This is a genomic window from Micromonospora sp. NPDC002575 (assembly GCF_042889525.1).
Taxonomy (GTDB): Bacteria; Actinomycetota; Actinomycetes; order Mycobacteriales; family Micromonosporaceae; genus Micromonospora; species Micromonospora carbonacea.
Window position 1 is genome coordinate 50,794 of record NZ_JBIARA010000015.1, and the last position, 24,671, is coordinate 75,464.

At 69.4% G+C, this 24,671-nt stretch carries 20 protein-coding genes; 11 read left to right on the forward strand and 9 right to left on the reverse strand.

Annotated features, from left to right (window positions below; genetic code table 11):
- The first annotated feature begins 47 nt into the window (after window positions 1–47).
- Window positions 48–278 (forward strand): hypothetical protein, encoded by a 231-nt coding sequence (locus ACFYWL_RS21770; RefSeq protein ID WP_386975422.1) that lies wholly within the window; start codon window positions 48–50, stop codon window positions 276–278.
- A gap of 142 nt (window positions 279–420) precedes the next feature.
- On the opposite strand, the gene ACFYWL_RS21775 is transcribed toward ACFYWL_RS21770, so the two are convergent.
- From ACFYWL_RS21775 to ACFYWL_RS21790, 4 genes are all read right to left on the reverse strand, one after another.
- Complete coding sequence (locus ACFYWL_RS21775; RefSeq protein ID WP_386975424.1) at window positions 421–822, reverse strand: helix-turn-helix transcriptional regulator; 402 nt, start codon at window positions 820–822, stop codon at window positions 421–423.
- A 361-nt stretch (window positions 823–1,183) separates the two neighbouring features.
- Entirely contained in the window at window positions 1,184–3,124 is a 1,941-nt protein-coding gene (locus tag ACFYWL_RS21780) for a S9 family peptidase (RefSeq protein WP_386975426.1), read from the reverse strand.
- Window positions 3,125–3,264: 140 nt separating this feature from the next.
- Window positions 3,265–3,972: an SDR family oxidoreductase gene (locus ACFYWL_RS21785; protein WP_386975428.1), complete on the reverse strand. Its 708-nt coding sequence runs from the start codon at window positions 3,970–3,972 to the stop codon at window positions 3,265–3,267.
- A 2-nt stretch (window positions 3,973–3,974) separates the two neighbouring features.
- Complete coding sequence (locus ACFYWL_RS21790) at window positions 3,975–5,330, reverse strand: transcriptional regulator (protein WP_386975430.1); 1,356 nt, start codon at window positions 5,328–5,330, stop codon at window positions 3,975–3,977.
- A 456-nt stretch (window positions 5,331–5,786) separates the two neighbouring features.
- Between ACFYWL_RS21790 and fxlM the strand changes: the two genes are divergently transcribed.
- From fxlM to ACFYWL_RS21820, 6 genes are all read left to right on the forward strand, one after another.
- On the forward strand, window positions 5,787–7,007 hold the full coding sequence (gene fxlM / locus ACFYWL_RS21795) for a methyltransferase, FxLD system (protein WP_386975432.1): 1,221 nt from the start codon (window positions 5,787–5,789) through the stop codon (window positions 7,005–7,007).
- Window positions 7,008–7,065: 58 nt separating this feature from the next.
- The gene (locus ACFYWL_RS21800) at window positions 7,066–7,242 is read left to right on the forward strand and encodes an FxLD family lanthipeptide (RefSeq protein WP_386975434.1); all 177 of its coding nucleotides are present in this window, start codon (window positions 7,066–7,068) and stop codon (window positions 7,240–7,242) included.
- A gap of 64 nt (window positions 7,243–7,306) precedes the next feature.
- Complete coding sequence (locus tag ACFYWL_RS21805; protein WP_386975436.1) at window positions 7,307–10,387, forward strand: lantibiotic dehydratase; 3,081 nt, start codon at window positions 7,307–7,309, stop codon at window positions 10,385–10,387.
- Window positions 10,384–11,622: a lanthionine synthetase C family protein gene (locus ACFYWL_RS21810; RefSeq protein ID WP_386975437.1), complete on the forward strand. Its 1,239-nt coding sequence runs from the start codon at window positions 10,384–10,386 to the stop codon at window positions 11,620–11,622. Before ACFYWL_RS21805 ends, ACFYWL_RS21810 begins: the two co-directional genes overlap by 4 nt.
- Window positions 11,604–12,698: a thiopeptide-type bacteriocin biosynthesis protein gene (locus tag ACFYWL_RS21815; RefSeq protein ID WP_386975439.1), complete on the forward strand. Its 1,095-nt coding sequence runs from the start codon at window positions 11,604–11,606 to the stop codon at window positions 12,696–12,698. The genes ACFYWL_RS21810 and ACFYWL_RS21815 overlap by 19 nt, the downstream gene beginning before the upstream one ends.
- A 179-nt stretch (window positions 12,699–12,877) precedes the next feature.
- The gene (locus ACFYWL_RS21820; protein WP_386975441.1) at window positions 12,878–13,573 is read left to right on the forward strand and encodes a phosphotransferase; all 696 of its coding nucleotides are present in this window, start codon (window positions 12,878–12,880) and stop codon (window positions 13,571–13,573) included.
- A gap of 118 nt (window positions 13,574–13,691) precedes the next feature.
- On the opposite strand, the gene ACFYWL_RS21825 is transcribed toward ACFYWL_RS21820, so the two are convergent.
- Both ACFYWL_RS21825 and ACFYWL_RS21830 read right to left on the reverse strand, forming a co-directional pair.
- Window positions 13,692–14,552, reverse strand: a complete 861-nt coding sequence (locus ACFYWL_RS21825) for a DMT family transporter (RefSeq protein ID WP_386975443.1) — start codon at window positions 14,550–14,552, stop codon at window positions 13,692–13,694.
- 34 nt (window positions 14,553–14,586) lie between these two features.
- Complete coding sequence (locus ACFYWL_RS21830; RefSeq protein ID WP_386975446.1) at window positions 14,587–15,924, reverse strand: hypothetical protein; 1,338 nt, start codon at window positions 15,922–15,924, stop codon at window positions 14,587–14,589.
- Window positions 15,925–17,927: 2,003 nt separating this feature from the next.
- Here ACFYWL_RS21830 and ACFYWL_RS21835 point away from each other — a divergent pair.
- Window positions 17,928–18,434: a hypothetical protein gene (locus ACFYWL_RS21835; protein WP_386975448.1), complete on the forward strand. Its 507-nt coding sequence runs from the start codon at window positions 17,928–17,930 to the stop codon at window positions 18,432–18,434.
- A 370-nt stretch (window positions 18,435–18,804) separates the two neighbouring features.
- Here the strand turns inward: ACFYWL_RS21835 and ACFYWL_RS21840 are convergent, their stop codons facing one another.
- Window positions 18,805–19,209: a hypothetical protein gene (locus ACFYWL_RS21840; protein WP_386975450.1), complete on the reverse strand. Its 405-nt coding sequence runs from the start codon at window positions 19,207–19,209 to the stop codon at window positions 18,805–18,807.
- A gap of 381 nt (window positions 19,210–19,590) precedes the next feature.
- Window positions 19,591–22,398: a BTAD domain-containing putative transcriptional regulator gene (locus ACFYWL_RS21845; protein ID WP_386975452.1), complete on the reverse strand. Its 2,808-nt coding sequence runs from the start codon at window positions 22,396–22,398 to the stop codon at window positions 19,591–19,593.
- A 255-nt stretch (window positions 22,399–22,653) separates the two neighbouring features.
- Here ACFYWL_RS21845 and ACFYWL_RS21850 point away from each other — a divergent pair, with 255 nt between their 5' ends.
- Window positions 22,654–23,013: a peptidase inhibitor family I36 protein gene (locus tag ACFYWL_RS21850; RefSeq protein ID WP_386975454.1), complete on the forward strand. Its 360-nt coding sequence runs from the start codon at window positions 22,654–22,656 to the stop codon at window positions 23,011–23,013.
- Window positions 23,014–23,107: 94 nt separating this feature from the next.
- On the opposite strand, the gene ACFYWL_RS21855 is transcribed toward ACFYWL_RS21850, so the two are convergent.
- The gene (locus ACFYWL_RS21855; protein ID WP_386975456.1) at window positions 23,108–23,596 is read right to left on the reverse strand and encodes a peptidoglycan-binding protein; all 489 of its coding nucleotides are present in this window, start codon (window positions 23,594–23,596) and stop codon (window positions 23,108–23,110) included.
- A gap of 217 nt (window positions 23,597–23,813) precedes the next feature.
- Between ACFYWL_RS21855 and ACFYWL_RS21860 the strand changes: the two genes are divergently transcribed.
- Entirely contained in the window at window positions 23,814–23,954 is a 141-nt protein-coding gene (locus ACFYWL_RS21860) for a hypothetical protein (protein ID WP_386975458.1), read from the forward strand.
- Window positions 23,955–24,051: 97 nt separating this feature from the next.
- A complete protein-coding gene (locus ACFYWL_RS21865; RefSeq protein WP_386975460.1) occupies window positions 24,052–24,456 on the forward strand; it encodes a hypothetical protein in 405 nt (134 codons plus the stop codon).
- The last annotated feature ends 215 nt before the right edge of the window (window positions 24,457–24,671 follow it).

Consider the following 24,671-nt stretch of genomic DNA (forward strand, 5'->3'; position numbering starts at 1 on the left):
GGGCAGCCGGCCCCGGCCCGTTCGGGCGGCGACGGTTTGGGGGCAGAATGAGTGGCTGCCATGACCTTCCGCTCCGGCGACGAGCCGCCCCGCTGACCGGCGCCCACCAGTGGGCCTGGCTGCCCGGCCGGTACGGCCTGGTGGTGCTGATGCCGTGGCTGCTGCCCGACCGGCCGATGCGGTGGGACGCCCGGACCGCCATCGCCGCAGGGGTGGTCTACCTCGCCTGCGCCCAGGTCGCGGCGTTGCGGCCTCGGCCACGCGGCCGGCCACGCTGAGGCGACCCGACTGTGGGTGACCTCGACGGACACTTGAAGCAGCGGCCCACGCCGCCCACCGGTGCCCGTGGCCGTGGGCGTCGCCACCGGCCCGGGCCCGGGGCGACGCGCTGATCGACGCCCGGATCCTGGCCGACTACGCCTACGGCGACGCGCTGCGAGAGTTCGAGCAGACCGTGGCCGGGTACCAGGGCCAGCGGTACCGCCGCCTATCCCTTGCCGAACGAATGCGGCGTGCGGCGTGGCAGGAGCGGTGCGCGACCTGTCCGATCCGGGCGACCTGGCGGAGCACGTAGAGGCGTAGAACGTCGTCCGCGTCCATGATCAGCGAGTCGACGGGGCTTTCGGCGCTGAGCCGGTAGCCGCCTTCGCGGCCGGCGACGGACTCGATGGGCAGCCCGGCGGTGTTGAGCTCTTCGATGTCGCGGTAGATGGTGCGGACGCTGGCGTCGAAGCGGGTGGCGAGTGCGGTGGCCGAGATCCAGTTCTTGGATCGTAGTTGCTGCACGATGCCGATGTGTCGGGCATAGCGCTGGTTGACCACATTGCTCCTGACCTGGTGACTGTCGCCATTGTTAGGGTTGCTCGGCGTGGTGGCTGAATCATCGATCGACTACACGGCGGTGGGTGTCGAGAAGGCGGTGCCGGCGGTCGCGGCGGTGTAGTGGGCGAGGTGGTCGGCGACGGTCTGTGCCGTGGGCAGGGTTGCTGCCCCACGCCCTGCGCGAGCCCGTCGGCCTTCCGCCGCACACTGCGCGCGCTCCTCGTACTGGGCGGGAGGCCGTCGATCACGCGGCCAGGACGGCCTCGCACCGGTGCGTGCAGCGCATCGTCGATGTCCAGGTCGATCTCGATCCCTACCGCGGCGAGCCGGAGGTCCGCGAGTTCGGCGACTACGTACGGCATCAGCTGCCAGCGGCAGCGGTGTAGCGCCCCGGACTCCCGCCGGCCTCGCCCATCCACGACCGGTAGTGGGCCAGCTCGGCCTCCAGTGCCGCCCCAGCATGTCCGGAGGTGGCCACGTAGTGACCGACGCCGTCGAGCAACAGCAGCTCGTGTGGCAGGCCGAGGCGGGCCAACTGCGCGGCGAGATCCCGCACGTCGTCGACGGTGGCAACGGCGTCGGCGGTGCCGTGGACGAGCAGCACCGGCCGGCGGATCGCAGCGGCGTGCACCCGGCCCGCGCCGCCCCGCAGGCGCAGGGCATGGGCGCGCTGGAATCTGGGCACGGTGGACGCCCACCGGTCGGGATCCACGATCGCCGAGATGGCCGTGGCGGCGGCGAACGGCCCGTCCTGCGTCGCCGCGTGGAGGGCCGTGTACCCGCCGGCGCTCGCACCGCGGATGAAGACCCCACCCGGCACCGCTCGCCCCGTTACCAGCAGGTGCTCGGCCACTGCCCGGCAGTCGTCGACGTCATCGACACCCCACCGGCCGTACAGCGACTCGCGGAACGCCCGCCCGTACCCGGTGCTGCCGAGATAGTCGACATCCACGACGGCGAACCCACGACTGGTGAAGAACTGCGCCTGCCAGTCCAGGCGCAGCAGGCAGGAGGCGGTCGGGCCAGGGTGCGCACGGACGATCACGGGCGCCCGCCACCCCGGCCCCGCGCCTATCGGCGGATACACCAGGGCCAGCACCTCGCGGTCGCCAGCGACCCGCACCCGCAGCTCCGTCGGCGTCGAGACCGCGAGTCCGGCAAGGCAGGCGTCTTCCGACCGGGCCAGCACCTCCAGGCGGGGACCGTCAGCAGCCAGGTGGGCCAACGCGACCTGCGGCGCCGCCGTCGGTGACGAGGCGATCAACGCGACTGCCACCCCGTGCGCCGCCACGTAGGGCTTAATCGACGTGTACGGAAGATCGGCCGACGTCGCAGTGCCGGACGGGTCGACGAGGACTAGGTGGTGTCGCGGCCCCTGCTGCACCGCCATCACGATCCGTCCGTCGTCGAGGAAGTCGTACGACGCATAGCCCAGTTCCCAGGGCTCCGCCACGCACTCACCCGCGACGGGGACGACGGCCTGGACCTCCTGTCCGTTCCACCGGAAGAGGTTCCACCAGCCACTGCGATCCGACATGAAATAGAGCGCGCCGTCAGGGCCCCACCGTGGCTCCACCGCCGACTCGTCTGCCCCGCCCGCGACCCGCACGGGATCCCCGATGCCTCCGCCCGGCTCGTAGGGCGCCACCCACAGCTCGCAGGCATCCCACGGCATGTCCCGCTCGCTCCACCACGACCACGCCAGGAAGGCTGGTCCCGGTCGGGGCGCGCCGTAGAAGCCCGCCGACTCGGCGAGAACCCTCAGCTGCGGCGGCCCCGTGAGCGTCACCGCCACCAGCTCATCGCCCCGCACGGCCAGCAGCTCGCCCGCACCGACGGACAGGTCTCCCATCGCCCCTGGACTGATCAGTTCCAGTTCGTCACCTCCGCGGCGACGCCGGTACAGGCCGCCCTCGCCGACACACCACAGGTCGCCGTCGACGACGGCGAAGGAGCCACCGCCGTACGCGTGCACCGCGCTGCCGATGTGGAAGTTCGCGGGACCGACGTCCCGCATTTCTTCGCCGGGCTGCCACCGCGCCAGGGTTGCGGCTCCGCCGGCATCGGGGCGCGTCTCCAACCAATAGAGCGAACCATCGAAGATTCGAAGCTGGTCATAACTGACGGATGCCCGCACCGCGTCCACCGCCGAAATGGGAGCATCGGCGGCCTCCACCCTCACGCGCACCTCCTCGCGCAGCCCGGCGTCAAGCAGGCAGCACGGCAGAAGGTGAACGCACTCGGATGCCACATCCGGCGCGCCGGCAGCCGGGGCGTGGGCGGACCAGGCCTCGGGGAACACGGGGAGCAGGCGGCCACAGAACCAACCTCTCAAGCCCTCACGCTCACCCTGCAGAAATGAACACCGGGGCGGATCGCACGGCGGAGTACTCCTTAGCAGTCTGGAAGTCCGGAAGCTCAAGTTGATCGAGCCCGTGGCTCCTACCAGTCGATCGGCAGGCGATCGGCGAACAGACCGCCGGTCGGGCCGTCTGATGGCAGGGTTGCGAGCCAGATCGGCGTGTCTGCGCCTTCCTCCGGGCTTCGGTCGGTCTCGCCGTACGCCATCCGGGTGTTCATGCGTCCCGGTGAGCATGCGTTGACCAGGATGCCGGTGTCGGCCAGTTCGGCCGCGAGCACCCGGGTCAGCGCGTTCAGAGCCGCCTTGGACACCCGGTAGGAGACGTTCGTGTCGCCCATGGTGGCGAGCGAAGCGAGGTGGCTGCTGATGTTGACGATGCGGCCGTAGCCGTTCTTTCTCATCTCTGGCACGGCGGCAGCGCAGCAGCGCCAGGCACCCAGCAGGTTGGTGTCCAGGGCGCTGCGGACCCGCTCGAAGTCGGGGCTCGCCGCAAACTGGCCACGATCGATCGCGATACCGGCGTTATTCACCAGCACGTCCAGCCGACCGTATCGCTTGGCGGTGTCGGCGAAGGCGCGGGCCACGCTGGCCGGGTCGTTGATGTCGAGTTGGTGGCCGCTTGCGGACAGTCCGTCCTTCGTCAGGTCGGACACCACGCGGTCGACGGAGTACTCGTTACGTCCGGCCAGCACCACGTGCAAGCCTTGCTCGGCCAGCCCGCGGGCGATGGCGGCGCCAAGCCCACGGTTGGCGCCGGTCACCACGGCTACCTTGGTGTCATCAACCATGATCAGGCCCCCAGGGTGGCGAGTTGGGCGTCGAGTGCGCGAGCGCGCGGGTCGATCTTGGTGAACGGGAGCCGTTGTCGTGCTCGAACGACGCGACGCAGGTTCCGTTCCGAGGGCGCCTCACGGATCAGCGGAATCGCCTCCGCGAGGAGCGACGCGGCGTGGTCGGCGTCCCCGAGCTGCGCCTGCGCCGACGCGCGGCGGATCACATACGTGGCACGGTCCCTCACCTTGGTGGTTGGGACCAGCCGCAGCGTACGACTGAGGTACACGTCAGCTTCTCGCGGCCGGCCCAGATCCAGGTAGCAGGTTCCGACCTGGGCGTTGAACTCGGATTCGTCGAAGTACCCGAGGAACGCGGGTTCCGCATCGGTCGACGCGACGCGATCGAATTCGGCGTCGGCCTCTTTGAGGAGGCGTTCGCAGGCCGTCGCGTCGCCAATCGCTGCGTGAGCCCTCGCCTCCCGCAGCGCCAGCATCGCGGCGGCCCGTGGGGTGGCCCCTCGGGCACCCTCGTGGGCGCTACGGGCCAACTCCAACGCCTCTCGGGGGCGGTCGAAGTCGTAGCACTGCAGGCTCATCGATTTGAGGATGTTAGCCCCCAGCAGGCGGTCGTCGGCGGCGTGTGCGGCGTGTAGCGCGGAGAGCCAGTAGCGCTGCGCCGCAGCGTGCAGGCCAGCATCGAACGACGCCCAACCGGCCATCCGGCCGAGTTCGGCCGCCAGAGCGTACAGTCGCCGACCCACTGCGGTCGTGTAGGCGGATCGGTCGAGGACGTCCACCACCATGCCGAGTTCGGCGTGGATGAGGGTCCGGGCTCGGTCACCGCCTCGGGTTGCTTCCAGGTACCGCAGCCGCGGAAGGCCCTCCTCCATTCGTTCGACCAAGTCGGTGGTGACCTGTCCACCGCGCAGGACGGCGACGAGCTCCTGGGGTTCGATGGTCAGCCACGCTTCGGCGATGCCGGCCAGGGGGATGCCCGTGATCTTCATGAAGGCACGTCGGTCCACGTGCGCGTACTCCAATGCGTTGACGAGTGACTGCAGTCCACCCGGCTGAGTCCATCCGAACGAGGTCGGGATGGGGTCACCGTCGGGGAGCCACTGGGGCCATGGCGCCTGCCGTACGCGATCTTGCGGAACGCCGAGTTCGGCGGCAAGAGCGAGCTGGCTTCCCATGTCGGGGACCACACCCCAGTGCTCCCACCGCCACGCCTTCTCCCGTCGGGCGGCCATGTTCCGGCTGCGCTTGGCGATGGCGTCGACCACGTCCTGGTACGTCCAGCCCCTCGCAGCGCGCACGACGCTGAGCGGGTGGATGAGCGGGTCCCGGTCAGATGCCGGTAGCTGCGACGCCATCGCTGACCTCCTCGATTGCGTAAGCACTGTAGTGCGCGCCCGCGTACTCGCTGAAGATCAAGGACGGAGGTCCGGCGAGAGACAACAGCGGGACTACGCCCCGGTCCTGTTCAACCGCGTCATGGCGCGGTTGGCTGTGGTTACCGGATCGAGTGACGGACAAGTCACCAAAAGCGCGGAGGCTTACGGCGCTCCACGGGGCCAGGGGCATCCTTCCCACCTCGATCGGTGGCACGAACGCCGTACGCGCGGCGTCGACAAGCCGTTCCGGCCGAATGCACCAGGGAGGATATCTGTGGCCTCGGCGACTGCCGGATACCCGATGGATGAGTGTGCCTCCGCGCCGCCGACGATGCGGTCGAGCAGGCGCGTGACACGGGCTCCAGTCGTACGTGGGTTCGGCCGAGGGTCGAAACTTTCTGTGAAACAGCATCTCGGATACGCGAAAGGATCATCGTGGTAACTGCCACTTCCGCTGATTCGGCACGGGCCGACGCCCTACGTCAGGCGCTGGTCGAGGAACTCCTGACTGCAGGGTCGATCATCTCGCCGGGAGTCGCTGCTGCATTCCGCGCCGTGCCCCGGCACCTGTTCGCCCCCGAGGCGTCGCTGGAGCAGGCGTACGCGAATGACATTGTCCGGACGAAGCGTGACGAGCGCGGAGTCACGATCAGTTCGGTCTCCGCGCCGTGGCTGCAGGCGGTCATGCTGGAGCAGGCGCAGATCGAGCCGGGAATGCGATGCCTGGAGATCGGTTCCGGTGGCTTCAACGCCGCTCTGATGGCGGAGCTGGTCGGGCCGGACGGCGAGGTCACCACGGTGGACATCGACGGCGACGTGACCGATCGGGCCCGCCGGTTCCTGGACGCCGCCGGCTACGAACGGGTCAACGTGGTTCTCGCCGACGCCGAGGGCGGTGTACCGCAGCACGCACCGTACGACCGGATCATCGTCACGGTCGGCGTCTGGGACGTACCGCCAGCTTGGCTCGACCAACTCTCGGACGATGGCCGGGTCGTCGTGCCGTTGCGGATGCGGGGGCTGAGCCGCTCGCTGGCCCTGGTCCGCGATGGCGACCACCTCGTCAGTGTCGGGCACGAGATGGCCGGCTTCGTCGCGGTGCAAGGTGCCGGGGCGCACGCCGAGCGACTGGTGACGTTGCACGGCGAGGACGTCGGCCTCCGGTTCGACGATGACCAGCGGGTTGACGCCGAGGCGTTGTGCACGGCACTGCGCCAACCGCGAGTGGAGAAGTGGTCAGGAGTCATGTTCGGCGGTATGGAGCCGTTCGACGGGCTTTTCCTGTGGCTCGCGACCAGCCTGGACCGGTTCTGCCTGCTCAGCCGGGCACGCACCGATACGGCCCGTGAACTGGTCGATCCAGCCTCGCCGATCGCCACTCCCACGCTGCTGAGCGACAGGGGGTTCGCGTACGTCGCCTTCCGTGAAGTCGACCCGCAGGAGCAGACCTACGAGTTCGGCGTCTACGGCCACGGTCCGGACGCGGTCAGCCTCGCCGACGCGCTGGTCGAGCAGATTCGGGCGTGGGATCGCGAGCACCGCCACGGTCCGGCCGCACGCATCAGCGTCTACCCCGCGTCGGTGCCCGCCGCCGAACAGCCCGCAACCCGGCTCATCCCCAAGCGGCACACCGCCGTCACGATCTCCTGGCCCTGACCTGCGACGGCAGGCCCAGGCGTCCCACCGTCACCGAACACAGGGAGGAACCCACGTCATGTCCGCCACGACCGTGACCGCGTCGGCCATCGCACCCGAGACCGGCGCCGACGACCTGTTCGACCTCGACATCAGCGTCATCGAGTCCGGCCCGGTCATTCCCGAGCTGCTGCGCAGCACCAGCGACAACTGCGGCGGCACCTGCGCGTCGGCCTGCACGAGCTGCAGGTCGTAACCCCCATTCGGTGGGTCCGGTGCCAACGGCGCCGGACCCACCGCCACCCTGCGGGAGGCAACCGGTGTTCCAGGCACTCGACGCACTGCTGATCCGCGCGTCGACCCGTCCCGTCACCTTCGACCTTCCTCCTTGGCCGGACCTGACCGGCGAGGTCCGCCCCGACCTCGTCAGTGACTGGCTGACTGAGGTGTGGAGCCGGCAAGATCTCGCCGCGGCCATCACCGCCGCGAGCCCGACGCTGGCCGATCAGGTCGAGCGGATCCGCACGGGGCAGTGTCACGACGTACGTCAGCTCCGGCGAACCGTGGCATCGACGGCTCGGTACCTGCTACGGGTGACCGGTCGAAGCACCCCGTTCGCGCTCTTCGCCGGAGTCGCTCCTGCCCAGCTGGGCGCGAAGCCGGCTGTGCGGTGGGGTCAGCTACACCAGCCCGTACTACGAGCCGACGGTGCATGGCTCGCTGGCGTGATCGCCCTCCTAGAGGAATGCCCGGCGCTGCTGCGCCGGCTACCGGTCGGGCTCAACGACCTGGCCGAGGTACGCGAGGACCGCGTAGTCGTGCCGTTCGTAAGGCCTCCCGCCACCCAGGACCGGCCCGATGACGCGCCGGCTCCCGTTGATGTGTCGGTCCGGCGCACTGCCGCTGTAGCGGCCGTGACGGCCTACGCGCGGGGGCCCATCGTGGTCGCCGACCTGATCACAGAGCTGCGCACCGACTTTCCGAGCTGTTCGGCATCGGCCGCCGAGGCGGCAGTCGCACGGCTGGTGCGGACAGGGGTGCTGCTGACGGCGTTGCGGCCACCGATGACCGCCACTGACGGGCTCGCGCATGTCCTGGCGCAGCTGGCAGCCGTCGAGGCCGAAGCAATTCCGGAGCTGACTGACTCCGTCCGAGCATTGATGGCCATCGGCGATCAGATCCGAAGCAGCCGCCACGGCTCGGCCGCCCCAAGCAGCGGGCTTCACCGCAGACTCGTGGACCAGATGAACGCGGTGCGTGCCGGCATGAGCCAGCCGGCCGTCGTCGACCTCAAGCTCGACGCCACCATCACGCTGCCCAACACACTCATCAGGCACGCCCGCGAGGCTACGGCGGCGCTGACCCAGCTGACCCCGTACCCGCGTGGACTCCCGGCCTGGCAGGAGTACCACGCTGCCTTCCTCGAACGCTACGGCCCTGGCGCCGTAGTGCGGTTGCTGGACGTAGTCAACCCGGAGATCGGGCTGGGCTTCCCCGCCACCTACCGAGGGTCCGACCGGACCGTTCCGGCCGCGCCGCTGAGCGAGCGGGACCGCAACCTACTACGGCTGGCCCAGCAGGCGACGACGGGCGGCGGTGACGAGTTGTCGCTCGATGAGCGCACCCTCACCGACCTCGCCGGCCCCAACCGACCGCCGGTGCAGGCGCCACCACACGTCGAGATGTTCGTGCAGATCCACGCCAGCGACACAACAGCACTGCGCGAAGACCGTTACTCGCTGGTCGTCAGCGGCGCGGCTCGCGCCGCCGGTGCGACAACCGGCCGCTTCCTGCATCTGCTCGACGCCGCCGACCGGGACCGCTTCCGGGACGCCTACTCGACCGTCGCGACCATGCGCACGGGTGCGGTACCGGTCCAGTTGTCGTTCCCGCCGCTGCAGGCAGCGTCCGATCATCTCGCCTGCGCCCCGTCGATGCTGCCGATGGTGCTCTCAGCAGGCGAGTGCTCAGACGGCGATCAGGTTATCCGGGTCGAGGACCTGGCCGTCGGAGGTGACGCCGAAGGCATGTTCCTGGTGTCGCTGCGCCACCGGCTGCTGATCGAGCCCACGGTGCTCAACGCCGTGGAGTTCCGCTTCTTCAGCCATCCCCTGGCGCGCTTCCTGTGCGAACTGCCCCGAGCCCGCGCGGCGGTCTACATGCCGTTCTCCTGGGGTGCGGCGGCAGCGCTGCCGTTCCTCCCCCGCCTCCGGTATCGGCGCACGGTACTCGCCCCGGCTCGGTGGAACCTCACCGCCGGTGACCTCCCACCAGCGGACGCGCCTCGGCAGCAGTGGCAGCAGGCGCTGGCCGAATGGCGGTATCGGTTCCGCTTGCCCGACCGCGTGTACCTGGCCGAGGCGGACAACCTCCTACCGATGGACCTGACCGAGGACCTGCACCAAGAGCTGCTGCGCGCACACCTCGACCGTCACGGCCATGCTCGGCTCGATGAAGCCCCGTCCGTCGACGCGTACGGGTGGCTCGACGGTCACGCCCACGAGGTCGTCATCCCCTTGACCTGCACGGCACAGACGGCGGCGGCTCCACCTCTGGCCCGCGTCCGGACCGTGGAGCACGACGACGGGCACCTGCCAGGCGCCTCACCCTGGCTGTACGCGAAGCTGTACACCGCCGCCGATCGGATCGTCGACCTCGTGCACGACGTGCCGGATCTGCTCGTGACCTGGGACGGTCCCGCCGAATGGTGGTACCTGCCGTACCGCGACCCGGACCCCCATCTGAGGCTACGGATCCGACTACCCGACGCCGACGCCTACGGCCCTGCCGCTGCGCAGGTCGGCGCATGGGCCGCTCGACTACAACGGGGACGGCGTCTCGGCCGGCTTCAACTGGGCACCTACCACCCGGAAACCGGCAGGTACGGTCACGGCGCCGCGATGGCTGCCGCGGAACGCGTCTTTGCCGCCGACTCCAGCGCAGCGGTTGCCGAGCTGAACGCTGCCGCCGCGAACTCGGTACCGCTGGACGCGCTGGCGGCGGCGAGCCTCGTCGACATCGTCATGGCCTTCGCCGGCGAGGCCGCCACCGCGATGACATGGCTCACGACCCACCTGCCCAAGGAGACCGCTCCGTCCGCACGAGCGACGCACCACCAAGCCGTACGCCTGGCCGACCCGACGCAGGAATGGTCGGCGCTGTGCTCCAGCATCGACGCTGGGCCGGTCCTTGACGCGTGGCGATATCGCCGAGTCGCGGTGCAGGCGTACCGCGATCAGCTCGCCGCGCAACGTGATCCCTGGTCCGTCGTGCCGTCCCTGCTGCACATGCACTGCATCCGCCTGCACGGCGTCAACCCCGACCGCGAGCGTCTGATCCGCAAGCTGACCCGCGCCGCAGCCCTGCGCTGGTCCGCGCTTCACCTCGCGGAGGCCCGATGAACCCTGCCGCGCCGACCTTAGCCACTCGGATCGGCAACGCCGTGACGGCCGCCGCCGACCATCTCGCGGTGCCACCCACGCCACCAGGACGACCGGAACAGGCCCAGTCGCTGGCCGACGGGGCAGCCGGAATCGCGCTGTTACACATCGAGCGAGCCCTCACCGGGACCGGCACGTGGACCACCGCGCACCGCTGGCTACGCGCCGCCGCCCATGGCAGCGTGCTCGCCACCATCGAGAGCAGCCTGTTCCGTGGCGCACCTGCCCTGGCGTTCGTGCTCCACGCCACCACCGACCAAGCCGGCCGCTATGGCAACGCGCAGCACGCACTGCATCGGGCAGTCACCGCGCTGGCGCACCGCCGGATCGACCAGGCGCTCGACCGCATCGCCCGCGCCGAGCTGCCACGGATGGCGGAGTACGACATCATCTCCGGGCTGACCGGAATCGGCGCCCACCTCCTCCGGCACGCCCCGGACGATGAAGCCTTCGGGCGCATCCTGGCCTATCTCGTACGGCTCACCGAACCGCTGCGCCACGACGGCGAGGTCATTCCTGGCTGGTGGACCGAACAGGATCCCCACGCGAGGATCTCCACCGCCTTCCCGGGAGGCCACGCCAACTTTGGCCTTGCCCACGGCATCACCGGGCCGCTGGCCCTACTCGCTCTCGCCAAGCGGCACGGCGTCGTTGTCGAAGGGCACCTCGACGCCATCGAGCGCATCAACGCCTGGCTGGACAGGTGGCGGCAGCACGACGACAACGGAACCTGGTGGCCCCAATGGATCACTCACCAGGAACGTCGTACCGGCCGGCCTGCGCAGCCCGGCCCGCTGCGGCCATCCTGGTGCTATGGCACCCCGGGGCTGGCTCGCGCACAACAGCTAGCCGGACTGGCCCTGAACGACCGTGACCGTCGGCGGCTCTCGGAGAACGCGATGCTTTCCTGCCTGACTCAGCCGCGCCAGCTTCGACGCATCAGCGACGCCAGTCTCTGCCACGGCTGGGCTGGCCTCGCGCTGACCGCCTGGCGAATGGCCGAAGACGCCGCAGATACCAGGATCTCCGACCTCCTGCCGGGCGTCATCGACCAACTGCTTGATCACGCCCACCTGACGACGGACTCCGGCGATGGTTTCCTCGAAGGCGGGGCCGGCGTCGCTCTTGCGATGTTCGCCCTCGCACGTGACGCTCCACCGGCTTCGGGATGGGACGCATGTCTGCTGATCACCTAACCGAGCCGGGCAACGAACGAGCCCAGGACTACCGGCCACCGGCAGTTCCACCGCCGGTCGGGGACCTGACGAGTTCTCCGACGCTGGAGTCAGCGGTACTGGCGTTCCTGGCCGGGACGCCAGCACCGCTCGCCGCCGCCCGCGCAGTGGTCCCGGTTGCCGAACTCATCAAGCTGGCCAAGCGCTATCAGGACGCCGGGCGGGCTGCCCTCGCCTCGGATCGAGCCGCCAACTGGTACCAGGTCGAAATCGAGTTCCCCGATCGGTACGCCGCCGAGCGCACCGTAGCGACGCGGATCGCGCCGAGGCTGCACCTGGCCGAAGAATCGGGACTCATCACGTCGTGGTGGTACATCCGCAAGACTCCGTACTGGCGCCTACGGTTACATTCCGGCGAGTCCCATCGGCATTCACGAACGTTCGTCACGCAGATGCTCGATGAGCTGGCGTCGAAGAGATTCGTTGTCGCCTGGTCCTCCGGCATCTACGAGCCCGAGACATGCGCATTCGGGGGCCCCGAAGGCATGGAGGTGGCTCACCGCCTCTTTCGCGTCGACAGCGCCAACGCTCTGGCGTACTTCAGGCGCGTCGACTCCCCGCGAGATCCGCAATCCCCGCTGCTCGGCCGTCGAGAGCTTTCCATGCTGCTGTGCACCACGCTGCTCCGCGCCGCAGGCCAGGACTGGCACGAGCAAGCAGACGTCTGGCATCGGGTAACTCGTACCCGCCCCCTGGTTACGAAGCCTCCAAGCAGCCGTCTATTCGGCCTGGCTGGGCAGGTACATCGTCTCCTCGCGCTCGACGTCGAGCGAACAGCCCTGATGAATGACGGTCAGGACCCGCTCGCCCCCGTGCAGCCCTGGTTTGCCGCGATGAGCGAAGCCGGGATGGCGCTCCGCAGCCTCGCGCACACCGGCGTCCTAAGCCGAGGGCTTCGTGACGTACTGGCCCACCACGTGATCTTTCACTGGAACCGGGTCGGCCTTACCACCATGGTGCAAGCCGTTCTCGCTCACGCGACAACAGTCACCATGCTGGGTTCCCCCGCGGACGGCGATGCCTTGACCAGGGGATGATCTCGATGTGGCCGGAGCCCTCTGATCCCGCCGTCGTCCTGCGTATGCGGGCAGCGCACGCTCGCGCATGCGCGGCCCTTCACCTTGACCCAGCGACCGGAGGCACGGAGGCATGGGGCTGGAACGGCCGCACGCTGGGAAGGCCGGTCACCACACCCGACGGCCCGGCATGGTTGCGGGTGGCAAGCGCTCCGGCAGGCCAGATCATCGACACGTACTGGAACGGTGCTATCGAAGCCCAGGAGTCGCTTCCGCCGTCGATCCCACGACCACAGCTCTGGCACTGGCACGACTGGACCGACCAGACGTGGGCGTACCGGAGCGAACTGTACGAGTACGTCGCCGCCGACACCGTCGCCATGCACGCCGTCATCACCGCCCCGCTGAACATGCCGGCCGATTGGTGGACATCGGCTCGCACGGCGCTGCAGAACATCACCACGATCGACACGGCCCGCGTGACGGTACAACCCGGATTCCTCGCGTGGGCGATGCCTCGTTATCTCGGGATCTCTGCGAGTGACTACACCGCGCTTCCGTGGGCTCCCGCTCACGGCGACTTCCACTTCGCAAACCTCTGCGCCCCGGCCCTCCGAATCCTTGACTGGGAGGGCTGGGGGCTCGCGCCAGCCGGGTACGACGCCGCGATGCTACATAGTTACAGCCTGCTCACACCGGATGTGGCCAACCGTGTCCAGCACGAACTGGCTCATCTGCTCGCCACTCCCGCAGGTCGGTACGCCGAACTGACGGTGATCGCAGAGCTCCTGGACGCCGCTGAACAGGGGATAAACCGAGAACTCACCGAGCCACTTCGCCGCCGCGCCGCCACCATCTTGGGACGGTCGGCGGTGGCTGCCGGCGGGTCCGGATAGTGCGTGATCCGGCTGCCGGACTACCCGGCGTCGTCGGGTTCGGAGGCGGACTCATGGACGGTCTCGCCGTTGTTCCACGCCCGCCTCCCCCTGTCCCGGCAGCCTACGGGGGAGCCGGCTAGCTGCGGTGCGCGGCGAGCACGGAGCCGACGACGATCGCGCCGAGCCCGAGGACCGCGGCAACGCTGATCTCCTCGCGGAGGAAGACCACGCCGAAGGCGACGGCGAAGGCTGGTGACAGGTAGAACGCCAGTGCCGCGCGGGCGGGGCCGACGCGGGTGATGAGTGTGTAGAACAGGGCGAGCGTCGCGCCGGTACAGACGATCCCGAGGACGAGCAGGGCAGCTGTCGCGTCCACGCCGGGCAGCCTGGCCGGGGCCGTCGTGGAGGCGGGTACGACCACGGCTGCGGTGGTGACGAGCATGGCGGAGGTGGCGACGCCGAGGGGCGGAGCCTCGGCATACCTGCGGTGGATCATCATGGCGCCGGCGGCGTAGCACAGCGCGGCGGCGAGGATGAGCGTTCCGCCGAGCAGAGCCGTCCGGCCTCCGCGCAGATCGACGCCGAAGAGCATGACCAGCCCGGCCAGGCCGAGGACTATCCCGGTCAGGCCCCGCCAGCCCTGCGGGCGTTCGTCGGGTGCGAATCGGAGGGCGAGGAGCGCGACGAACAGTGGTTGTGCGCCGACAAGGATGCCGGCGACGCTGGCTGAGACGTACTGCTGCCCGTAGGTAAGCAGCAGCAGCGGGGCGGTGGACTGCACCAGCACCGTCTCGATGATCGCCCGGGGGTTGCTCCAGACGGGGCGGAGTGCGTCCCGGCGCAACGCGAGAGGAAGCAGCAGCAGCGCGGCGAGCAGCACCCGCCCGAGGACGACGAGCGCTGGCGGGAAGTCGCGCAGAGCGACGGTGATGAGCGGGTACACCGCGCCCCAGAGGGCCGACAGGACGACGAGGTCGATCCAGGAGCGGCGGGTCACAGCGGGTCGTGGCGGGTCGACGTACGCACGCGCTCTAGTTAATCAGGACCTGCCGGTACAGGCTCTGCACGCAGTCGAGACCACTCCAGGGCAGCAGGTCGACAAGGAGTTGGCGTAGCCGCTTGCGGTTGCGCTCGGATCCGGTACGTCGGGCGAGCACGTCGGCCTCGGTGGCGGCGTGGCAGGCCTGTTCGATCTGGTTCATCTGCGTGTACGCGACGGCGAGGTCGATGAATGTGCCGGAGCGTTCCCGCACGAACTCGGCGGGCAGCAGGGTCAACGCCTCGTAGAGGGAGCGGGTCGCGTCGGTGGGGCGGCTCAGCCGGGTCAGGCAGCGGCCCTTGAGGCGGGCGGCGTGGCAGTCGGCGTTGAAGAAGCTTAACCAGGCGGGGGTGTTGTCCCTGCTGACGCCATCGAAGGCCCGTTCGGCCTCGGCCAGGGCGATCATTCCCCGGTGGGGCTCGTCGAGGAGTCCGTACGCCTCCCCGGTGGCCTCGCCGAGCCAGGAGTTGACGGCGGCCGGGACGCCTCGGCCGGCGACGTCCCGGGCGGTGCCGAGCAGGCTGAGCGCGGTGCGGCCGTCCCCGTTGTGGAGGTGGATCTGGCTGAGAACGCCCAGGCCGTACGAGTGCAGGGCCCGGTCGTCCGCCTTCTCCGCGAGCGAGATGGTGAGCCGGCAGTATCCGTGCGCTTGCTGGTAGCGCTGCGCATCGATGGCGAGCCAGGCGGCGAGTTGGGCTGCGTCGGCGGCAGCGCGTAGCAGTCGGCGGTGGGTGCCGGTGCTCGTCGTGCGGTTGCTGACCTCCAGCATGCGGTGCAGATGGGTGCCGACATCCGCGCTCACCTTGCCGGCACCCTGCCGGTAGTCGAGACGCCGGTAGGTGTCGGTCAGGATCTCCAGGTCCTCGATCACCCGTTCGGTGACCCGTGTCAGGACGGTGCCGGAGGGCAGCGGAACGCCGGTGGCACGTTCGCTGGTGGACCGGCTGGCCGGCGCTTCCGGTGTGCCCGCGCGGAGGGCCTCCGCATCGAGGTGGCTGTGGTCCTCGCCGCCGAGCAGGTCGCCGGCGGCGCAGCGGTAGAGGAACGCCAGCTTGTTCAGCGTGTCCAGCGACGGTGCCCGGCCCGCCGGGCCCGGCCAGATTTCCCAGTACGAGATCTGCTTGGCGGTCTTCGGCGCGTCCGCGTCGGGCCACTGCTCGTTCCAGCGGCGCGCCACGTCGGCCTGCGTGAGGCCGTGGGCGAGGCGGAACGCCACCCTCGGGTTGATGCGGTACCGCTGCCGCCAGTGCGAGGCGATCCGCCGGTACGTCCACCCGATGGCCCGCAGCTCGTCGGCCTCCCGCTGGAAACTGCGCGCGCTCCTCGCCATCCCTGCCTCCGAAAGTGACCGCCACCAGGCCGACCGTCGGTAGCACGTTAGCGATCACCGTCGCCGTGACGGAAGCCATCGACACGCTACTCCCCGTGATCCGGGGAGTAGCGGTAGGTCGAAGGTCCCCACCAGCTGGGGTCGATCTTCCCCGCTGCGGACGGAACCCTCGAACACGACGCGGAACGCCTGCTCACGGCACCTGCTCACGACGGTGGCCCCCTCCACAACCTCCGGCGGCAGGCGATGACGGCGGCGCACCACAGACAGCTCGACCATGACCGACGAACGACGTCGGGCACTTCGCGCTCAACGGCACCGACCACCGCAGCCCCCCAGAGCAGGACGCCGCGATCGGCGCCTACATCCGATGGCGCAACCAACACGCCCGACCGAAATCCGGGTTCGCGATCCACTCCACGATCCGCCACCCCGATCACCCGTTCAAGGCTGCGTGACGAGGCACTAGATTTGGCGGGCCATCGGGGCACGACCCGGGCCGGGTCAGATGTCAGATAGCGACAAATAGCCAAACATCCCAAATTTCTCTCTCAGGCATCTACTGCCCATATCGCGGAAGCTTTGATCCATGCCGCCAAATTGATCATTGCGTCGAGGCTTACTATCGTCATTGGCGGCCAGCGGCGGGCGCGTTGCTATCGATCGCGCCACGGGAATCGCGGTCCGACGTAAATCATGCATCCGTTGCTTTAAATCTTGAGGGAGGTCCGGATGAACATAAGATCTCCTTGAAGTGCAGCATCGTGGCCCTGGGTCGGGTTGGCGACCGAGGGCTGAGCTACCTGCAGCGCCAGTGGTCCGCGTTTTCATTAATGAGAGTATAGCAATTACGTCACTGATGCTTTGAAGGACTAGGGGGCAAGGATGCTATCGAGTTTCCCCTTCCGGTGCCTAGCGCGCCGCGCCGGCGGTATTGCGATCGTAGCTGCTACCGTGCTAGCGCTAGCCGGGGTCGCGCCCACGCCCGCGCAGGCTGCCGGCGAGGTGTGCACTCCCTGGACCCAACTCCAGTACGCACCCAATTTTTATGGCATGGCCTGCGTCAGCAGCACCGACACGAACTCCACCAAGGTGTGGGGTCAGATGTACAATGGCAGCATTTTTACACCTACCGTCGATCTGGTCGGCTACGTCAACACTGATCCCACTGTGCGGTTCACCTGTGGGATAGGTGGCCCGAATGGATTCAAGCCCGGCTACACCACGAACTGCCAGTTGGGTGCCGGGTTCTGGAGCGCATCCCCTCGGTACGGCCGTGTTGATTTCTCCGTTAACCTCAGCCCTGCCGGGACGCTGTACACCCCCTGGCTGTACTGAAATCTACTCGTGACGGCCCTGGCGGCATGCCTTCTAGGTGGACGCCAGGGCCGGATTATCCGGGCGAGAGCTTTCTTGGCCTGCTGGTTTCTCGGCGGTTCGTCGACTGGCTCTTCTCATCGACATGTCACTCTCTTGGTGACCTTGGGTTCGCCTGGTCTGGCCCCGATGCTGGGCCGCCGCGACCGTTGGCGGATCCCGTTGGCGGTGGCGTTGCCGTAGCGCTGATGGCGTTGCTGGCGGATTGCTGATCTGCCCGGAGACCTCGGCGTGGACGCAGACGTGGCCAGTCATGACGGGGCCGGAATGCGGTGCCTCGCCATCACGGCATGTCGCTCGAACAGTTGTCCATGGCTGTCTAGAATCCGGCTCAGGTTTGGGCGACTTGGGGAGACGCATTCCCGTCGAGGAAGGTGAGGACGAGGAGTCCCGTCGTTTCCGGGAGCGCGGGTTGTTGCACGCGATGTCGGCGGGTGCCGGATCCCCGCGGCCCGCGCGGCTGCGCTACCCCCTCGCCGGGCTGCTCGCGGTCGCGGTGTGCGCGGTCATGGCCGGGGCGGCCCCTCGGTGACCGTGATCGCGGACTGGCTGCACGTTGGCCCGCCATCGTTGTGGCGGTGCGCCTCTACCGTCGTCGATATCGCTACTCGGGTAGGGGAGGTTCGATGTCAGGTGGTGGGGACGCGTTCATCCGACGTGATGCCTGGGGCAGCCGGTTCGACAAGGTGTGGTGGTTCGGTGGCCCGCTCTTCTACGGGTCGCCCTTCCTGGCGTTGCTGATCGGTGCGGCGCTTGCCGGAGATGCGATCGCGGTCGCTATCGCCGGCTCGCTGGTGGTCGGTGTCGGCCTCTTGAACTGGAGAATCCGCTCCAGACAGGACGGACGGCTGCTCGTCGAGATCAACGACGAGGGCATCCGATTCCATGACGGCCGCCCGATGCTGCCGTGGAGCACGGTGGCCTCGGTGGGCTTCGCCTGGACTGGTGGCTACGGTACGGTCGCGCCGAGCCGGACGCTTGTGATCCACCTGGTCGCTGGTGGGCAGGTCCAGCACGTTCTGGATGAATTCCGGATCGAGGGAATACATGCCGACGTGTGTGCGGCCATTCGCAGGTTCGCCCCGCAGATTCCGATCTCTGACGGCGACAAGCCACCCTCCGATGTGGACTAGGCGTCCGTCGGACTGCCGGAGCGGGCGGTCACCGGGGCCGGGGTGAGTAGCGGGTCGGCGTGGTCGGTGGTCATCAGCATGATCGGCCCGGTCGCGTCGTCGGACGTCCAGGTGTTGGGGTCTGCGAAAGCTGCGCGTAACAGGCGCCCTACCACGAGCACTTCCAGCACCGACGCGCCCCTGCTTGGCTGCTCAGGCCCCCTCGATCACGATGACAATGGCTCATTGAGATCAGGGCCCGCTGCCAGCCCGGCCGGCCATCAGAGATGCCTCCGTGACCAGCCGGACCAACTTACGGAACTGGGCGGGCTGCAACCCGGTGAGCGGGAGAATCCGTCTCGGACGGGTGTGCGGACCTACCGTCAGATGATCACCAATACACCCGGGGACTGACGTACCGGCCGTGGAAGGCGCCGCTGCAGGTGTAGACCTCGACTACGGTGACAGCGGATCCGTTCCGGTAGGGCATGGTGACGACCGGATGGGTCCGGGGGCCGAATCGGCCGGTTCGGCCCAAGGCTTCGGTCCGCCAACTGCTGTTGCCGGTGGTGGTGCTCTCGATGCGCCACAAAGCGGTGCATCGACTCCCGTCCGGCGTCGCATTCATGTAGAAGTCGCCAACGGCGTTGCTGCCGCTGAACGAGATGCACGAGCTGATTGGATAGGCACCCGTGCAGCCACCCCCGCTTGCGGCTTGGGCTGCGGTCGGCATCATCAGCCCCAGGCAGGCGGCGGTGGCGGCGGCTGCCGCGACGCGGCGAACTCGACTGCGCATGGAGGTCCCTCCGGTATGTCCGGCCGGCGGCCGGATGACTGCTGCCACCGTCACCCACACGTCTCGGCAGAAGCTTGCCGAAACCTTGCTGACGTTGTGATCTTGGAACCTAAGAGACCGTTGTGGGGTTCAGGGCCTTCAGGCCGATCGAGGTCCGGGCAGCAAGGCGTCGGGTCGACCTCGGGCCTGCCGAGCTCAAGATCGAACGGGGCGCCGGCTACGCCTACGGATCGACGGCGAACAGGTAGACCTCCGGCCGCTTCCACCGGCTTGTCGAGCTGTCCGGCCAACCACGATCTCTCTTGAAGATCTGGCCCGCACCCTTCAGGCGAACGGCACACGGCCGATGGGCCCGCCGGATCGACGGGCCCCGCCGGCCGGTCACGTCTCTCCGGCGTCCGTGAACCGGCGACGGACCCGCTCGGCGTCGGGGTGCCCGAGGTCGTCGAGGATGTCCAGCGCCGCCTGCCAGTTCCGGGTGGCCTCGCCCGGGTCACCGGCGTCGACGAGCGCCTCCGCCAGGTGCCCCAGCGTGTCCGCCTCGTAGTACCGGTCCCGGAACTCACGGTACAGCGCCAGCGCGTGCCGGTACGCGGCCACCGCCTCCGCCGGCCGCCCGGCACGGTGCTGCGCGTACCCGAGGGTGTCCCAGGTGGCCGCTTGGCCGTGCCGGTCGTCGAACTCGCGTAGCAGCGCCAGCCCTTGCTGGCACGCCTCGACCGCGGCGTCATGCTCGCCCAGCTGGGCCCGGTACCAACCGATCGCGTTCAACGCCATGGCCTGCCCGTACCGGTGTCCGGCCGCGCGGTACAACCCGAGCGCCGCCTCGGCGTTCTCGACCACCTCGACGCGTCGGCCCTCCCGGTCGGCCACCTCGGCCAGGTCCAGATAGGTGTGCCCCTGATTGGCCAGGTCGTTCAGGGCCCGGAACAGGTCCAGTGCCCGCTGGAGCTGACCGAGTGCCTCGTCGAGTCGGCCCAGCCGGGCCTGGGCCCGGGCGAGGCTGCGGTGCGCGTGCGCCTGACCGGCCGCATCGCCAATGCGGCGCGCGGCGACGAGCGCCGTACGCTGCACCGCGAGCTGGTCGTGCCAGCCGCCCTGCCGGTCCAGGAAACTGGTCAGGCTCCACGCCAACTGCCAGGCGTGCCGGTCGAAACCGCTGGCCGCGCACCGTTCGACCAGAGCGATGAGCACCTCCCGCTCCCGGGCGAACCACGCCGCCGCCTCGTCGTGGTCGGCGACCTTCTCCGGTCGCACACCGGCGGCGGCCGGGGGCAGCGTCACCGGATCCCAGTGCGGGTGCAGCAGCGCGGCCGCACCGTGTGCGCTGTGCAGGTAGTGGTCGAAGAGTCGGGCCCGCGCCTCGGCCCGGTCGCCGGCCCGGTCCTGCTCGCCTGAGAGCTCGGCAGCGAAGACCCGCAGTAGGTCGTGCATCCCGTACCGGTCGGGTCCGCGCTCGATCATGAGGTGCGCGTCGACGAGTTCGGCGAACAACGCCCGAACGTCGCGGCGCTCGGCACCGGCGAGGCTGGCCCCGGCCGCCGTACCGACCGGCACATCCGTACTGCCCCCGACCAGCCGGAACAGTCGAGCCGCCGGCTCGGTCAGCAGCCGGTAGGACCAGGAAAACGCCGTCCGCACGCTGCTGGCGTCCTCGCCCGCGTCCAGCCCGTCCAGCCCGCCGCCACGCAGCTGCGCCCCCAACTCGGCGAGGGTGAGCTGGGGGCGGACCACCGCCCGGGCCGCGACCACGACCAGGGCCAGCGGCAGCCGGTCGCAGAGCCGGACCAGTTCACCGACGGCGGGCCGCTCCGCCTCGGCCCGCGCTCCGATCCGCGCGTGCAGCAGTGCCCTCGCGTCCTCGGCGGACAGCAGGTCCAGCACCAGCGGCTCGGCACCCTCGGTGGCCACCAGGCCGGTCAGCCGGTCCCGGCTGGTCACCAGCACCAGGCAGCGGGCCGACCCGGGCAGCAGGGGACGAACCTGCGCGGCGTCTCGGGCGTTGTCCAGCAGGACCAGCATTCGTCGGCCGGCCAGCAGGCTCCGGTAGAGCGCCGTCTGTTCCTGCGGGTCGACCGGCAGCTCCCGGGGCGCCACACCGAGCGCGGCCAGGAAACCTCGCACGACCTGATCCGCGCTGCGCACCACGCCGCTGTGGCTGTAGCCTTCCAGGTTCGCGTAGAGCTGCCCGTCGGGGAAATGCCCCTCCACCCGATGCGCCCAGTGCACGGCCAGCGCCGTCTTGCCCACCCCGGCCGGTCCGGAGAGCAGCGCCACCGGCACCGCCCCGGGGCGTGCGTCGGCAGCCGCGCGCAGCGCGTCCAAGCGGGCCAGTTCCGCCCGCCGCCCGGCGAAGCCCCGTACGTCCGACGGTAGCTGCGCCGGGACTGGGCGAGACGGGTCCGGCCGTGCGACAGGGCCTGCCGTACCGGTTGGCGGGCCCGGCTCGGCGGGGGCCGCAGGCACGGTGATCTCCCCGCGCAGGATGGCCTGGTGCAGCTGGCGAAGCTCGGCGCTCGGGTCCGCGCCGAGCGCGTCGGCCAACCGGTCCCGAACCCGGGCGTAGTACGCCAGCGCCTGCGCGCCGCGCCCGGCCGCGGCCAGCGCGTGCACCAACGCGGCGGCGACCGGTTCGTCCAGGGGGTGGTCGTCGGCGAGCCGGGTCAGCGGGTCGATGACCGCTTCCGGTTCGCCCCGGCGTAGCAGGCTGCGAGCCCACAGCACGGCGGTGTCGGTGTGCCGGCGGTGCCAGTCCTGCCGGATCCGGGCCGCCCACTCGCCGGGCAGCCCGGCCAGCGGCTCACCCCGCCACAGCGCCAGCGCCCGGCGCAGCAGCTCGACCCGTTGCGGGTCGTCGTCGGCCAGCACGTCGGCCCGCTGCCGCAGCGCGTCGAAATGGGGACCATCCACTGTCGCCGGCGGCACGTCGAGCAGGTACCCACCGGAGCGTCGTACCAGTGCCTCCGGAGCTCCGGCGTCGGCAAGCACCCGGCGGATCCGGGCGAGATAGACGTGCAGGTTATGCCGGGCCCGGGGAGGTGCCGTGTCGCCCCAGACCCGATCCATCAGGGACTCCGCGCGGACCGGCCGGCCCACGTCGACCGCCAGCGCGGCCAGGACGGCGCGCTGGCGCGTCGCTCCCGCATCAATCAGCCGGCCGTCCGTCCACACCTCGACCGGTCCGAGCACCCGAATCTCCATGAACCGCCACTCGCCTGTGCCGCCGGTCGAGCAACCCGGCCCCGGGGCGGTCGGATTGAGGTTCCGGCAGGAATCCGTCGACCTTCCGCGCAGATCATCGTAGGCACAGCGGCACCTATCAATCTGATGTCGTTCATTCGACTCACGGCCAAGGCGGTCGTGACGACACCCGGAGGTCACAACGTGCGAAGCGCTCTACGAAGGCTCATCCCCGCCGCGGCCGGCGTGGTAGCTCTGATCGCCGTGACGGCGTCCCCCGCGGCGGCCTCCCCGCCCCGCGCCGCCGCGGCCAACTACCCCTGCTACGCCAACCTGCTCTGCCTGTACGACGGCATCAACTTCACCGGCAGGGTGGCCTACTTCGAGGTGGGGTTCGCCAACGACTGCCGGGACATTCCGGTGCCCCCGGACTTCGCCAACAAGGCCCGGTCGATCATCAACAACCGGCCGTCCGGCACCGTCTCCACCTTCTGGGACAACGCCAACGCCACCGGGCTGCTCGGCTACCAGCACGCCTACGGCTACCGCGCAAACCTGGCGTACGACTCGGCCGCGATCGGTGGCAACTGGGACCGGCGCATCGAGGCCGTACGGGTCTGCTGACGGTCGGTGCCTCCGTCGCGGGAGGGGCCGGAGGCGCCACGGCAGACGCCGGCCGGAGTCCAACGGGGGACTCCGGCCGGCGGCCTGGGATGGGTCAGCCCGGGTAGTAGCACGTGTTCGGAATGACAGGACCACCGTTGACCCCGAAGATCGCGAAGCCCATGTACGCCCGGGTCTGCGGGCCGTACTCGCCGTCCTCGGCGATGTTCGCGTACACGAAGGTCTCATTGATCTGGTGCTGTGCGGCCCGGACAGCATTGCGGGTATTGGTCCCGTACTGACCGTCGAGCCTCAGGGACTGGGCGTAGCAGTTGTTCAGCGCCTCCTGCAGCACCTTGACCGCGCTGTTGGAGTTGCCGTACTTCAGGTAGCAGGTCTTGTTACCGTCCTGCCAGCCGATAGTGGGTACGTGCATGTCGGCACCGCCCGGGTAGCCGCCGACGCGGTAGTAGGTCAGGCTGGTGCAGGTGCTGGCCGCCTGCGCCGAGGTCGGCGCGAGTACGGCCAGGCCGGCGCTGGCCAGCACGGCCAGCAGGGTGGCGGCTGCGCCACGGCGTCCGGTGCGACTGTCGAGGATCGGCATGGTCTCCTCCTGGATGGGGCTTGACTGCTCGGGTTGGCCCGGCACATCCAGAAGATCGCGGCCGGCGATCTATGGTTTCTTGCTCGAACGTCAATCCACCGACGCGCGAAAGCTCGGCCAGGGACTCTCCGGCCGTGCGTTCGCCTACTGGACGGGAGCGGGGCTTGGGCAAGGGCCCGAGCCCCGCTCCCGTAGCGGAGAGACTCTCTCAACGGCGATGGCGGGAAGATCGGCCGCCCGTGGGCGCGCACACCGTGACCTGCGCGAACGCCTCGACCTCGCCCCGGACGAGATCACCCAGCGACTCAACCGGCTCCTCGCACGCTGCCACTACGACACCACGGACGTCGACATCTAGGCTGACCACCTCGGCAAACACACGCCGGCACTTCCAACGCCGCTGCCTGGGACTACTCGAACAAGCGGTAGAAGACGGGAAAGCCGAGCCGTCCCACATGGCCTACCTGACCGACCGCGTCCGCCGCGCCGAGGGCAAACCACAGCTGTACGGCACCCAGTTCTGGCACGGACCCGACAGTCCAGCTCGATCACCGACGGGTCGGGATTGCATCGGCATACCTGGCGTCGGAGGCGCGCACTGGCCGACCGGCCCGAGCGCCGACCGGGACGCCGACACCAACCCGACCACCGCCGTGGTGGCCCGCTTCGGTCCGCGCGACTGGCGGCAGCAGGGTGCCCAGTACGTCATCCGGCACACCCTGCGCGACGTCGGGGCCGACAGCTACCTGCGGGTACGTGGCACCAGCACCGACGAGGCCGAGCCGCTGGCCGACGGGCTGGAGAGCCCGTGGAGCGATCTGTGGTTCTACTCCAACCCGGTGTTCGTCCGGGTGCGCTGACCGACCGGTCTCGGCCCGCCCTCGGTGGGCCGGGACCGCCGGCACCGGGAAGCCGGGGCCACGGTGGACGCGCAGACTCGCCACCAAACGCCCGCATTAGGTCGGGTGTGGGGCAGTTGACGAATCGTGTACCGGCCGCCGGTTGTGAATCTTGACCACCCGAAAGCGCAGGTCATACGCTCCGGGCACCCTTGATTCATTTCCCGGGAAGGGAA

Coding starts and splice junctions, on each gene's coding strand:
- ACFYWL_RS21770 (WP_386975422.1), top strand. CDS start 48: ATGAGTGGCTGCCATGACCTTCCGCTCCGGCGACGAGCCGCCCCGCTG.
- ACFYWL_RS21785 (WP_386975428.1), bottom strand. CDS start 3,972: ATGGTTGATGACACCAAGGTAGCCGTGGTGACCGGCGCCAACCGTGGG.
- ACFYWL_RS21790 (WP_386975430.1), bottom strand. CDS start 5,330: ATGGCGTCGCAGCTACCGGCATCTGACCGGGACCCGCTCATCCACCCG.
- ACFYWL_RS21800 (WP_386975434.1), top strand. CDS start 7,066: ATGTCCGCCACGACCGTGACCGCGTCGGCCATCGCACCCGAGACCGGC.
- ACFYWL_RS21810 (WP_386975437.1), top strand. CDS start 10,384: ATGAACCCTGCCGCGCCGACCTTAGCCACTCGGATCGGCAACGCCGTG.
- ACFYWL_RS21815 (WP_386975439.1), top strand. CDS start 11,604: ATGTCTGCTGATCACCTAACCGAGCCGGGCAACGAACGAGCCCAGGAC.
- ACFYWL_RS21830 (WP_386975446.1), bottom strand. CDS start 15,924: ATGGCGAGGAGCGCGCGCAGTTTCCAGCGGGAGGCCGACGAGCTGCGG.
- ACFYWL_RS21835 (WP_386975448.1), top strand. CDS start 17,928: ATGTCAGGTGGTGGGGACGCGTTCATCCGACGTGATGCCTGGGGCAGC.
- ACFYWL_RS21840 (WP_386975450.1), bottom strand. CDS start 19,209: ATGCGCAGTCGAGTTCGCCGCGTCGCGGCAGCCGCCGCCACCGCCGCC.
- ACFYWL_RS21855 (WP_386975456.1), bottom strand. CDS start 23,596: ATGCCGATCCTCGACAGTCGCACCGGACGCCGTGGCGCAGCCGCCACC.
- ACFYWL_RS21860 (WP_386975458.1), top strand. CDS start 23,814: ATGGCGGGAAGATCGGCCGCCCGTGGGCGCGCACACCGTGACCTGCGC.
- ACFYWL_RS21865 (WP_386975460.1), top strand. CDS start 24,052: ATGGCCTACCTGACCGACCGCGTCCGCCGCGCCGAGGGCAAACCACAG.